The sequence below is a fragment of the Curtobacterium sp. LFS084 genome (assembly GCF_047977705.1).
GTDB lineage: Bacteria > Actinomycetota > Actinomycetes > Actinomycetales > Microbacteriaceae > Curtobacterium.
This window is the reverse complement of record NZ_JBFPFM010000061.1, coordinates 1-12,163: the sequence shown is the minus strand read 5'-3', so window position 1 is coordinate 12,163 and position 12,163 is coordinate 1. Positions and strand designations below refer to the sequence as shown.

Genomic DNA, 12,163 nt, shown 5'->3' with positions numbered 1-12,163 from the left:
CGTCAGCGCGGGAAGCCGGGCGGCCGCGCCGTCGCCACCGCCGACGCGCGGTCGAGCACCGCCGCCCGCCCCCGCAGCGCCCGCAGGTCCCGCTCCCGCCGCAGCACAACGACCCCGGCGAGGAACACCTCGGGTCGGACCGGCGGCACGGGGTGCGCGTACCCGGCGACTGCGGCGGCCAGGTCACGCGCCGCCGCCTCGCGCAGCTCGGGCCGGAGGTCGGCGGCACCGCGGAAGAACGCCCCGAGCCGGTTCTCGAGCCGCTGCGGCAGCGCCGACACGTCCGCGATCCCGGCCCAGCCCACGAGCTCCGCGGGCATGAGGACCGCGGGATCGCGCTGCTTCGCCGAGCGCTCGTGCTGCACGAAGGTCCCCGCGAGCAGGTCTCCGAGCCGCCGTGGCCGGGAGCCGAACAACGCGACGAGGAACGCCACCGACCCGACGGTCATCCACAGCTCGAACAGTCCGACGAGCGCTCGGGTGAACGCGTGCCGGAACCCGATCGCCCCGCCGTCGAGCCGCACGACCCGGGTGCCGGTGGCGTAGCGGCCGACGCTCTTGCCGCGGGTCGCGGTCTCGAGCGCCGCCGGCACGAGCACGAGCACGGCGACGAGGGCGCCGATGCTGAGGGCCGCGGCCCACGCGTCGTCGAGGCCGCTCGGCCAGACGCGGGAGAGGCCGAACACGAGCATGAGGTAGAGCGCGAGCAGGCAGACGCCGTCGAGGAGCGCCGCCGCCAACCGCAGCGCGATGCCGGCGGGTTGCACGTCGAGTGCGACGGCCTCGCCGACGACGAGCTCGTCGTGGGTGTCCTCGAGCGCTCGGACGAACCGACCGTCGGCGAGGTCACGCGGCACGCGGGTCTTCGGCATGGGATCATTCTGTCGGAGACACCCGGCGTCCGCGCGGGGACCGTCCGGACGGGCCGTGCGCACGACCGACACGAGCGGCACCGGAGCGCGGACGCAACGACAGCGGACGCAACGACTGCGGACGCAACGACTGCGGACGCAACGATTGCGGACACGACGAGTGGGGGAGACGCTGTGGACCTGGACGCCTACACCGAGGTGCACCGCGACCGGTGGCAGGAACTCGACCGACTCGCCCGCGCCCGTCACGCCTCCGGCGCCGACGTCGACCGCCTCGTCTCCGGCTACCAGGAGGCCGCGACCGACCTCGCCCGGATCCGTGGCGCCGCGCCGCGCTCCGCCGTGGGTGACCGCCTCTCGCTGACCCTCTTCCGCGCTCGGCTCCGGTTCACCGGCACCCCGGTCGACCCGCTGGCCGCGGTGACGACGTTCTTCGTCCTGCAGCTCCCCGCGGCCCTCCACCGGATCCGCTGGGTCACGATCTGGGTCGCGGCGGCCACCGCGGCGGTCGCGGCGATCACGGCGGTCTGGATCACGACGACGCCGGGAGCCGTCGACACCTTCGGCACGCCCGAGGCGCTGCGGCAGTACGCGACCCAGGACTTCCAGGCGTACTACTCCGACCACGGCCTCGGCGCGTTCACCGCACAGGTGTGGACGAACAACGCCTACATCGCTGCCACGATGGTCGCGTTCGGCATCACCGGCCTCTTCGTGCCGTTCTCGATCGGCCAGAACGCGATGAGCCTCGGCGTCTCGGCGGCGATCATGCACGACCAGGGCCGGCTCGGCGACTTCTTCCTGTACATCGCCCCGCACGGCCAGCTCGAGCTGTACTCGATCTTCCTCGCGGCGGCCGCGGGCCTGATGATCTTCTGGTCGTGGGTCGCGCCGGGTGCCCGCACCCGCGGCCAGGCCCTCGCCGAGGACGGCCGAGCGCTCATCACGATCGCCGTCGGCCTCGCGCTCACGCTCCTGCTGTCCGGACTCGTCGAGGGCACCGTGACCCGTCAGGACTGGCCGTGGCCGGTGAAGATCGGGATCGGCACCGTCGCCCTCGCGGCCGTGCTCTGGTACCAGTGGGTCCTCGGCGGGCGCGCGCACCGCGCGGGGCAGCGCGGCGACCTCGAGGAGTTCGAGCGCGGCGCGTCCGCCCTCGTCGCCGACTGACGGCTAGAGCCGCCCCGAGGCCTTCGCACGGATGTAGGCGTCGGCGACGAGCGGTGGCACCTGCTCGGGCGCAGCGCGGACGACCTCGGCTCCGGCGCGTCGTGCGACGTCGGCCACGCCGTCGGCGTCGAGGAGCGTGCGTTCGGCGGCGGCGCGCCGGTGGACGTCGCGCTCGGCGCGGGCCGGGAGGGACGGCACCCGCCCGCCGCGTCGCCGCGGCTCCGGGGCGGTCGGCTCCACGGCCCCGCTCGCCATCCGCTCGACCGTCGGGTCCGTCACGCTGGTGACGACGACCGCGTGCCGCCGGGTGAGCCGGGGGAGCACGGCGAGCAGGTCGCCCGACGCCCCCACGGAGTCCAGGCTCGACACGAGCACGACGAGCGCCCGCGAGGTGGTGATCGAGTCGACGAGCCCCGGGACCGCCGCCCAGTCCGTCGCTGCGAGCCCGGCATCGGTGAGTGCGAGGGTCTCGCCGAAGCGCTGGACGACGTCGCTGCGGGTGGCACCGTGCACCCGCGAGCGGACGGTGTCGTCGAGCACGGCGAGGTCGACCCGGTCGCCAGCAGCTGCGGCCAGGGCACCGAGGAGCAGGGCGGACTCGATGAACGTGTCGAGGCGCGGTTCGTCGTCGACGCGGCCGGCACCGGCACGCCCGGCGTCGACGACCACGATCACCCGACGGTCCCGCTCCGGACGCCAGGTGCGCACCACGAGGTCCTGGCGCCGGGCGGTCGCGCGCCAGTCGATCGACCGGACGTCGTCGCCGCGCACGTAGTCCCGCAGCGAGTCGAACTCGGTGCCGTGACCGCGGAGCTGGAGCGTGGTCTCGCCGTCGAGCTCCCGCAGACGTGCGAGCCGCGAGGGCAGGTGCCGACGGGACCGGAACGGCGGGGTGACGACCAGCTCCGCCGGCGCCGGGACGACCCGTTGCCGGGCCGCGAGTCCGAGCGGGCCGAACGCGCGCACGGCGACGCCGGCGGACGCCCGACGGCCGCGCCGGAACGGGGCGAAGCGCATGCGTGCCGTCCGGCGTTCGCCGGCGGGGACCTGCAGCCGCATCCGCCTGGGGGCGTGTCCGGCGGACGGCTCCCACATGTCACGGACCACGCCGCGGAGCGTGCGGCTCCCGTCGTTGGCGAGGACGAGCGTGCCGTCGGCGGTGGTGTCGCGCCGCGCGAGCCTCGGCATCCGCCGCTCGACGCGCACGGCGGTGAGGTCGGCGGCGAGCAGCACGTCGAGCACGGCGGCCAGCACGACCACCCCGGCCCAGGCGAGACCGGCCCATCCCGTGCCGAGGAGCATGGTGGGCACGATCGCGACGGCGAGGAGCGCGACGAAGCGGCCGGAGATCGCCACTAGATCGGCACCCGGACCTGCTCGACGACCTGCTGCAGCACCCCGTCGGCGCCGACGCCCTCGAGCTCGGCGTCCGCGGCGACGCGCAGCCGGTGTCGCCACACGGGCAGGAGCATCGCCTGCACGTGGTCCGGTGTGATGGCGTCGTAACCGGTGAGCCACGCCCACGCCTTCGCCGCGGCGAGCAGGGCGGTCGCGCCGCGGGGGCTGACACCGACCCGCACGGAGGGCGCCTGCCGGGTCGCGCGGGCGAGGTCGACGATGTACGCGAGGACGTCGTCCCGTGCCCCGACCTCGCGGACCGCACGCTGGGCGGCCAGGACCTCGTCCACGCCGAGGACCGGGGCGACGCCGGCGGAGCGGACGTCACGCGGCACGAAGCCGTCGGCGTGCCGCCGGAGCACCTGCCACTCGACGTCGCGCGGCGGGACGTCGAGCGTGAGCTTCATGAGGAAGCGATCGAGCTGGGCCTCCGGCAACGTGTACGTGCCCTCGAACTCGATCGGGTTCATGGTCGCCGCCACGAAGAACGGGTCGGGCAGCGCGCGGGCGTCACCGTCGACGCTGACCTGGCGCTCCTCCATGGCCTCGAGGAGCGCGGACTGCGTCTTCGGCGGCGTCCGGTTCACCTCGTCGGCGAGGAGCACGTTCGTGAACACCGGCCCCTCGCGGAACGGGAAGGTACCGGTCGAGGCGTCGTACACCAGCGAGCCGGTGACGTCGCCGGGCATCAGGTCCGGCGTGAACTGGATCCGCTTGGTGTCGAGCGACATCGCGGCCGCGAGGCTCCGGACGAGCAGCGTCTTCGCGACGCCGGGGACGCCCTCGAGCAGCACGTGTCCCTGCGCGAGGATGCCGACGATCATCCCGGACACCGCGCCCTCCTGCCCGACGACGGCCTTGCCGACCTCGGCGCGGAGCCGCCCGAAGGCGTCGCGGAGCGGATCGGCCGGACGGGTCGCCTGCGGGCTCTGGGTGGTGGACGGGTCGGTCACGGGCGTGCTCCTCGGTGGTCTCGGTCGGTCTGGCGGGCGCCGGTGGTCGCGGCGAGGACGGCGCGTTCGAGCTCGTCGAGCGCTGCCGCTCCGGCGGTGAGGCTGCGGTCGTCGGTGGTCGGCCCGCCGACGAGGACGGCCCCGACGCGGCGGTCGGGGATCCCGGTGGCGCGGGCCGCGGCACGGACGACCTCGTCGACGTGGGCCGACCGGGGGAGTCCGAGCCGACGAGCCGTGCGCCGGATGGCCGCGATCCGGAGCGTGTCGAGGGCGTGGGTGCGATCGCCCGTGCGGGCGGCGAGTCGGGCGCGGCCCTCGGTGGTCTCGGCGGCGCGCACCACGACGGGCATCCGCTCGACGACGAGCGGCCCGAGGCGACGACCGCGCCAGAACGCGGCGGCGACCGCGACGAGGCCGAGCAGCGCGAGTGCGCTCGGGACCCACGGCGGTGCCAGCGAACCGAGGGTCGGCGCGGCGTCCGAGGCGCCCGGGACCGGGGTGTACCAGGTGAGCGTCGCGCCCTCGCCGAGCAGCCCGAGGGCGAGCGCGGCGTTGCCGGCGGTGGTGATCGTGTCGTTCCGGAACGCCGCGGTGGTGCCGACGAGGGTGACGTCTCCGGCGGCCGTGTCCGTCCGGACGAGTCCGTACACGCGGTCGCCGCCCGAGCCGGACGGCGCGCAGAGGTCGGTCCCCGCGGGCGCCCGTCGACCGTCGGGTACGGCGTACCCGGTCCCCGTCGCCGTGATCCGCTCGGCCACGGCAGCGGCGGGGATCGCGCACGAGACCGTGCGGACGGTGTCGTCCCCGTCGACCGGTGCGGCCGGTTCGACGTCGAGACCGAACGCGTCGAGCATCCGGGGGTCCGAGGTCACGAGGACGACGTGCTCGACCTCGCGCGCGAGCCGCCGCGCGACGGCCGGGTCGAGGACACCGCGCTCGTCGTCCACGAACACGGTGCCGTCCGCGATCCGGTCCGCACGGTCCACCACACGGACGTCGGTGCCGCGCTGTTCGAGGACGCGCACCAGCGCCTTCGCGCCGCTCGCGGAGGTGGACGCCGGGTCGAGCGGAACCCGGTCGGTGGCGGGCCGCCCGACGACCGCGGTGAGCACGGCGAGGAGCGCGCCGACGAGCACGACGGCGACCCACGCACCGACACGGCGGCCGCGACCTCCCCGGTCGCGCTCCGGCGGTCCGGACCCGGCGGACCGCGGCGGAGTGGACACCGTGGCGGTCACGCGGGCACCGCCGGGGTCGTCGCATGGGCAGGACGTGCCGTCCGGACGGCGTGCTCGGTGTCGAGGACCTCGCGGGCTGCCGTCTCGGTGGCGGCGACGTCCAGGTAGCGGACCTCGTCGAAGGTGACGGCCGCGTGTTCGATCCGGGTGGCCTCGATCGGGAAGACCCGTGCCGCGCGGCCGGCGATGGCCCGCGCGGTGGCTCCCGGGACGTCCGGCACGAGGTCGCGCTCACCGAGTCCCCTGGCGATCGCGCGGTACCCGTCGAGGACCGCACGCGACCAGTCGCCGGCACGGAGGGCAGCGTGGGCGTCCTCGGCGATCGCGCTGGCCGGACGGAGGTCGTCGTCGTCGAACACGCCGCCGGTCTCCCCGTCGGTGAGCCGCGCCCGTCGGCGGGGGAGTCCGCGGGCGACGACCACGAGCACGACGACCGCCACGAGCACGACCACGGCCGTCCAGAGCAGGGTCTGCGCGACCGCCGGGGACCCGAGGCCGTCGGCGCGGAGCGACCCGAGCCAGTCGAGGACGGCACGCGAGGCGCGGTCCCACCACGTCACGTGCGCACCGTCGTACTCCGACCGCTCGAGCTCGTGCTCGAGGAGCCGACGTGCCTCGTCGGGACCGATCGTCATGCCCGGCCGTCCGGCGGGTAGCGACCGGGAGCGCCGCCCCACTGCGGCGGCGCGGTCGGCCCACCGGCGGCACCGGGGCCGGGCTGTCCGGGCCACGGCTGCCCGGGCGCGGTGCCCGGCTGCCCGGGCCACGGCTGCTGCGGCGCAGCGCCCGGCCACCCCTGCCCGGGCCAGACCGGCCGGTCGACCCGCGGCGACGGCGCGAACGGGTCGGTCGGCGTTCCTGTCTCGAGGTGCGACGCGATCCGCTGGTCGAGCGCCTCGGTCCGGATGCGACGGTCGATCGCCAGGAAGGTCACGACGGACGCCGACAGCACGTCCGTGACGCACTGCACCGCGATGCCGAGCAGGCTCCCCACGACGATCGCGATCACCCCGCCCGTCCCGGCACCCGAGGCCGCGTCGGTCTGGCCGAGCGGGTCGAACGTGCCGCCCAGGAGCACCGCGCCGATCGTGAGCGGGATGGTCGCGATGGACACCGCGACACCGAACACGGCCTGCACGAGCAGGATGATGCCGAAGGTGCGCCAGAAGGCTCCACGGGTGAGGCGCCACGACTGCGCCGCGGCCTGGAAGACGGGGCGTCCCTCGAGCGCGATGGTCGGCACGGTGAACGCGAACTTCGTCCCGAGCCACACGAGCACGACCGCGAAGCCGAGGCCGAGCAGGAAGAAGCCGAGCAGGAAGGCGCCCAGGCCGGAGCCGGAGCCGCTCCCGGAGGCCGCGGCGACGAGCCCGATCATGACGCCCACGAACACGATGCCGATCACGACGCCGGCCGCGAGCTGCAGCAGGATCCAGGCGACCACCGACCAACGGCGCCCGGCGAGCAGGGCCCAGAGTCCGCGGAAGGTCGCGCGTCGGCCGAGGACGCGTGCGCCGGTGTCCGCGGCGACCGGCGCGACGAGGAAGCCACGCCCGAGGTAGGCCAGGAACGGCAGCGCGACGGAGAGGACGAGCCACAGGGTGAACGAGCCGGCGAGGATCGAGTCCGAGCCGGTCGCGCCGCCGTCGACCGCCTGGAGCATGCGCGACTGGAGCACCTGCTGACCGAACGCGCTCACGAGCGTCGAGAGGAGCCCGAGGACGCCGCTGAGGAGCAGGCTCCAGAGCAGGAGCACCCGAGCGTTGCGGCGGAACACGGTGAACGCGCCGGCGAGGACGTCGCCGAGCCCGAGCGGCCGCAGCGGGATGACCGGTCGCGACCCGACCGGCGGGGGACCGGACGGACCCCCGGGGCCACCGACCCACTGGCCGGGCTGGCCGGACTGACCCTGCCACGGCCCTGGCTGGCCGGACTGACCCTGCCACGGCCCGGACTGGCCGGACTGGCCCGGCCACGGCCCGGACTGGCCGGACTGGCCCGGCCACGCGCCGGACGGCTGCGACGCCGGGGGCCGAGCCGCGCCTCCTGGACGCTCGTCCCGACCGTCCTCGGACCCGCCGGGCGCACCCGGTACCTGCCAGTCGGACATCGCCGCCCCCTCGTGCTCCCGACCACGCACGCGGAAGACGCGGTCGACACCCATCCTGTCGGAAAACGCCGTCGCACGGGGCCTCGGCTATCGTGAGGGGTCAGGTGCCGACCGGGCACTGCCGCACGTCACACGGAGTCCCCATCACATGACACCGCGCATCCTCGTCGTCGACGACGACCAGGCCCTCGCCGAGATGATCGGCATCGTCCTCCGCTCCGAGGGCTACGAACCCGAGTTCAGCGCCGACGGCAACGACGCCATCGACGCGTTCCACGGGACGAAGCCCGACCTGGTGCTCCTCGACGTCATGCTCCCGGGCATCGACGGCATCGAGGTGTGCAAGCGCATCCGTGCCGAGAGCGGCACGCCGATCATCATGCTCACGGCGAAGGGCGACACCTCCGACGTGGTCGCCGGCCTCGAGAACGGCGCCGACGACTACGTCGTGAAGCCCTTCAACCCGAAGGAGCTCGTCGCCCGCATCCGCACCCGGCTCCGACCGACCGCCGCGGACGCCACCGTGCTCCACGTCGGCGACCTCACCGTCGACGTCGCCGGGCACGAGGTCCGACGCGGCGACGCCGTGATCGCGCTCACCCCGCTGGAGTTCGACCTGCTGCGGGCCCTGTCCGAGAAGCCCAACCAGGTCTTCACCCGCGAGATGCTGCTCGAGCAGGTGTGGGGCTACCACTACAAGGCCGACACCCGGCTGGTGAACGTCCACGTGCAGCGCCTCCGCGCGAAGATCGAGCACGACCCCGACAACCCGAAGATCGTCACCACGGTGCGCGGCGTCGGGTACCGGGCCGGAGGGTCCTGAGCACCGTGCCGTCCACACCGTCGACCGGCGGCGTCGCCGTGCGGGGCAGACTCGCCCGCGCCGGCCGCCGTGTCCGACGGTGGGTCCGGCGCGGCTGGCGGGGTGTCGCGTACCTCTGGCGCCGCTCCCTGATGTTCCGGTCGGTCGCGATCACGGTGATGACCACCGGCCTCGCGATCGCGATCATCGGCACCGCCGTCATGATCAGCATCTCGAACAACGTCTACGCGCAGCGCCGCGACCAGATCGAGTCCGAGTCCGCCCGCGCCACGATCGTCGCGCAGGGCATCTTCGACGCGGCGACCGCCGGCGAGGACAACAACCAGAGCGAGCTCGAGACCCTGCAGAGCGAGGCGCAGCAGGCGATCCTGTCGAACACGACGAGCCCCGGCGGCACCAGCATCGCCATCGAGCGGACCCCGAACCAGCCCGGCCCGCAGACGGTGCAGAACGTCGCCAGCCAGGGCTTCCCGGACGCCGTGATCACCGACGCGCTGCGCAAGGAGGTCGGCAAGGACACCGGTCGGCTCAGCCTGCAGCCGGTGCGGCTCGAGGACGACGGGCGCCGCCAGCCCGGGCTCGCGGTCGGGTCGACGCTGCAGATCCCGAGCGCCGGGCAGTACGAGCTGTACCTCGTGTACGACCTCTCCGACGCCCAGCAGACCCTCGACTTCGTCTCGCAGACGCTCTCGATCGGCGGTGTCGCGCTGATGGTGCTCATCGCCCTCGTCACCTCGCTCGTCGTCCGGCTGGTCGTCGTCCCGATCCGCGGTGCCGCCGAGACGAGCCGGAAGATCGCCTCGGGCCGGCTCGACGAACGCATCCCGGTGCGCGGCAACGACGACATCGCCACCCTCGCCCGGAGCTTCAACGGCATGGCCGACGCGGTGAGCCGGCAGATCACCCAGCTGGCCGAGCTCTCCCGGGTGCAGCAGCGGTTCGTCTCCGACGTCTCCCACGAACTCCGCACCCCGCTCACGACCATCCGGCTGGCGGGCGACATGCTCTACGACTCCCGGCACGCGTTCGAGCCGTCGGTCGGCCGGTCCGCCGAGCTCCTGCACGCCCAGGTGGAGCGCTTCGAGCTGCTGCTCGCCGACCTCCTCGAGATCTCCCGCTTCGACGCCCAGGCCGTGCACCTCGACCCCGAACCCGTCGTCCCCGCGGCCCTCGCCACCGACATCGTCGACGAGTTCCGACCGCTCGCCGAACGCGCCGGCATCGACCTGCAGCTCCTGACGCCCGGCGGCCACACCACCATGCAGCTCGACGCGAAGCGCATCCGCCGCGTCCTGCGCAACCTCGTCGGCAACGCCATCGAGCACGGCGACGCGAAGCCCGTGCAGGTCGTCGTCGACAGCGACGCCCGCTCCGTCGCGATCGCCGTCCGCGACCAGGGCATCGGCATGCCGCCCGAGGACGCCGCCCGCGTGTTCGACCGGTTCTGGCGTGCCGACCCGAGCCGCAAGCGCACCATCGGCGGCACCGGACTCGGCCTCGCCATCTCGCTCGGCGACGCGAACCTGCACGGCGGCAGCATCGACGTCTGGTCGCGCCCCGGCGAGGGATCCGCCTTCGTGCTGACCCTGCCGCGCAACGACCGCGTCGCCGTCACCACCTCGGCGATCCCGCTCCCGGACCTCGACGAACCGTACGACGGCCCCCGCGCCGTCCGAGAGGACGACTGATGCGTACCCGACTCCGCACCCTCGTCGCCGTGGCGCTCGCCGCGGTGACGGTCGTCGCCGTGTCCGCCTGCGCCGCGATCCCCACCGACGGCGCGGTCCGGTCCGGCGGGGTGATCAAGGACCAGTCGGTCTCCGGCGTCGACTACCGCCCCGGCAAGCCCGTGCCCGGAGCCGACCAGACGACGATCCTGCGCGGCTTCATCGCCGCCGGCACCGGCGCGGCGGACGACTACGAGGTCGCCCGCGAGTTCCTCGCCTCGGGCTTCTCGACGAAGTGGAACCCTCGGCGCCAGGTGACGATCCAGTCCGGCAACCCGGCCGTCGAGCGCGTCGGCGAACGGGAGCTGACCTACACCCTCACGGCGAGCGCCACCGTCGACGCCGACGGCGAGTACACCCAGGCGGTCCGCCCCACCTCGTCCACGCTCACGTTCCAGTTCACCCGCGAGGACGGCGAGTGGCGCATCGCCTACGCCCCCGACGGCATCATCCTGTCGCCGGTGAGCTTCGAGTCGGTGTTCCAGCAGCACGCCCTGTACTTCTACGACCCCACCTACCGGTTCCTCGTCCCCGACGAGCGCTGGTTCCTCGCGCGGTCGTCGACGAGCACCCGGATCGCGAGCGCCCTGCTCGCCGGTCCGGCGGACTGGCTCAAGGGGGCCGTGGTGTCCGCGTTCCCCGAGGGCACGCAGCTGTCCCTCAACGCCGTCACCGTCGAGAGCGGGACGGCCCTCGTCGACCTGTCGAGCGACGCCCTCGGTGCCAGCAGCGAGGCGAAGGCCCGGATGCGCGAGCAGCTGACCAAGTCGCTCGCCTCGGTCGCCGCGGTGTCGTCCGTCGACATCACGGTCGAGGGCGGACCGTTCTCCATCCCCGACACCGGCGGCGTCGACGCGCAGCAGAACCCCGACGTCGACGCCCGCCCGCTCGTCGACGAGGACGGCACCGTCGGCTACTCGGCGCTCGGCGGCGGCAAGATCGCCCAGCTCGGCGGCGGGATGGGCGCCGAGATCGGCGACCTCCGACCGTCCTCGTTCGCCCTGTCGGCCTCCGGCACCGCGGCCGTGGTCGGGAACGGCGACGGGGTGACGGTCGTCCGCGGCCGCAGCCACCTGCGCGTCGACGCGACCGACGGTCTGGTGCCGCCCTCCATCGACGACCTCGGCTTCGTCTGGGTCGCGTCCGAGGACGACACCCGCCGCGTGACCGCCTACGGCCTCGGCGGCGACCCGCACGAGGTCTCCACGACGCTCCCGGTCGGCGACCTCGTGTCCTTCCAGGTGTCCCGCGACTCCACCAGGGCGCTCGCCCTCATCGAGACGAACGACGGCCCGAGCCTCTACGTGATGGCCATCGTCCGCGGCGCCGATCGCACGCCGACCTCGCTCGGATCGCCGGTGCGCGTGCAGGCCGCCACCGGGAACGCCGTCGGCGCTGCCTGGATCAGCGACTCCGACGTCGCCTCGGTCGGGCAGACGACCTCGGGCCCGGACGTCGTCCGCTCGACCATCGGTGGGCAGTCGAGCACCCTGCCGAAGCCCGACGGCCGGGCGACCCAGATCGTCGGAGGGAGCGGCGGCTCCATGCTCCTGCGGCTGTCCGACGGCTCCGTCCTGCAGTCGACCGGAGGCGGTTGGGAGACGACGGGCATCACCGCGGACGTTCTCGGCGTCCAGCGCTGACGTCGGTCCTCCACAGGGCGGCGGTCCGGGAGGCGCGTCCCCAGCCCGGCAGACCGGTGCCCGCCCGGCGGTGGGTCGGGTCAGGATCGGGGGCATGACGAACACCGATCGTGCCGGCCCGGAGCAGGGCGCCGCCGGCGCAGCGGGTGTGGCTGGCGCTGCGGCTGCGGCTGCGGCTGGTGCCGCGGGTGCGGCTGGCGCTGCGGGTGCGGCGGGTGCCGCGGGCTGT

At 74.4% G+C, this 12,163-nt stretch carries 10 protein-coding genes; 4 read left to right on the top strand and 6 right to left on the bottom strand.

From position 1 onward, the window contains the following. Positions 1–2: 2 nt before the first annotated feature. The gene (locus tag ACNQOV_RS17645; RefSeq protein WP_416396178.1) at positions 3–872 is read right to left on the bottom strand and encodes an RDD family protein; all 870 of its coding nucleotides are present in this window, start codon (positions 870–872) and stop codon (positions 3–5) included. Positions 873–1,046: 174 nt separating this feature from the next. On the opposite strand from ACNQOV_RS17645, the gene ACNQOV_RS17640 reads away from it, so the two are divergent. Further along, positions 1,047–2,042 (top strand): stage II sporulation protein M, encoded by a 996-nt coding sequence (locus ACNQOV_RS17640; protein WP_416396176.1) that lies wholly within the window; start codon positions 1,047–1,049, stop codon positions 2,040–2,042. 3 nt (positions 2,043–2,045) lie between these two features. On the opposite strand, the gene ACNQOV_RS17635 is transcribed toward ACNQOV_RS17640, so the two are convergent. The 5 genes from ACNQOV_RS17635 to ACNQOV_RS17615 are packed head-to-tail and all read right to left on the bottom strand — an operon-like array spanning position 2,046 to position 7,741. Continuing rightward, positions 2,046–3,398: a DUF58 domain-containing protein gene (locus ACNQOV_RS17635; RefSeq protein WP_416396174.1), complete on the bottom strand. Its 1,353-nt coding sequence runs from the start codon at positions 3,396–3,398 to the stop codon at positions 2,046–2,048. Further along, positions 3,398–4,393, bottom strand: a complete 996-nt coding sequence (locus ACNQOV_RS17630) for an AAA family ATPase (RefSeq protein WP_416396172.1) — start codon at positions 4,391–4,393, stop codon at positions 3,398–3,400. Before ACNQOV_RS17630 ends, ACNQOV_RS17635 begins: the two co-directional genes overlap by 1 nt. Next, entirely contained in the window at positions 4,390–5,631 is a 1,242-nt protein-coding gene (locus ACNQOV_RS17625; protein WP_416396170.1) for a DUF4350 domain-containing protein, read from the bottom strand. The genes ACNQOV_RS17630 and ACNQOV_RS17625 overlap by 4 nt, the downstream gene beginning before the upstream one ends. Continuing rightward, a complete protein-coding gene (locus ACNQOV_RS17620) occupies positions 5,628–6,266 on the bottom strand; it encodes a DUF4129 domain-containing protein (protein ID WP_416396168.1) in 639 nt (212 codons plus the stop codon). The genes ACNQOV_RS17625 and ACNQOV_RS17620 overlap by 4 nt, the downstream gene beginning before the upstream one ends. Further along, positions 6,263–7,741 (bottom strand): glycerophosphoryl diester phosphodiesterase membrane domain-containing protein, encoded by a 1,479-nt coding sequence (locus ACNQOV_RS17615; protein ID WP_416396166.1) that lies wholly within the window; start codon positions 7,739–7,741, stop codon positions 6,263–6,265. The genes ACNQOV_RS17620 and ACNQOV_RS17615 overlap by 4 nt, the downstream gene beginning before the upstream one ends. A gap of 148 nt (positions 7,742–7,889) precedes the next feature. Here ACNQOV_RS17615 and mtrA point away from each other — a divergent pair, with 148 nt between their 5' ends. The 3 genes from mtrA to ACNQOV_RS17600 are packed head-to-tail and all read left to right on the top strand — an operon-like array spanning position 7,890 to position 11,934. After that, positions 7,890–8,564: an MtrAB system response regulator MtrA gene (mtrA, locus tag ACNQOV_RS17610; protein WP_022905943.1), complete on the top strand. Its 675-nt coding sequence runs from the start codon at positions 7,890–7,892 to the stop codon at positions 8,562–8,564. A gap of 5 nt (positions 8,565–8,569) precedes the next feature. Then, a complete protein-coding gene (mtrB, locus tag ACNQOV_RS17605) occupies positions 8,570–10,252 on the top strand; it encodes an MtrAB system histidine kinase MtrB (protein WP_402268102.1) in 1,683 nt (560 codons plus the stop codon). Continuing rightward, positions 10,252–11,934, top strand: a complete 1,683-nt coding sequence (locus tag ACNQOV_RS17600) for a GerMN domain-containing protein (protein ID WP_416396163.1) — start codon at positions 10,252–10,254, stop codon at positions 11,932–11,934. Before mtrB ends, ACNQOV_RS17600 begins: the two co-directional genes overlap by 1 nt. The last annotated feature ends 229 nt before the right edge of the window (positions 11,935–12,163 follow it).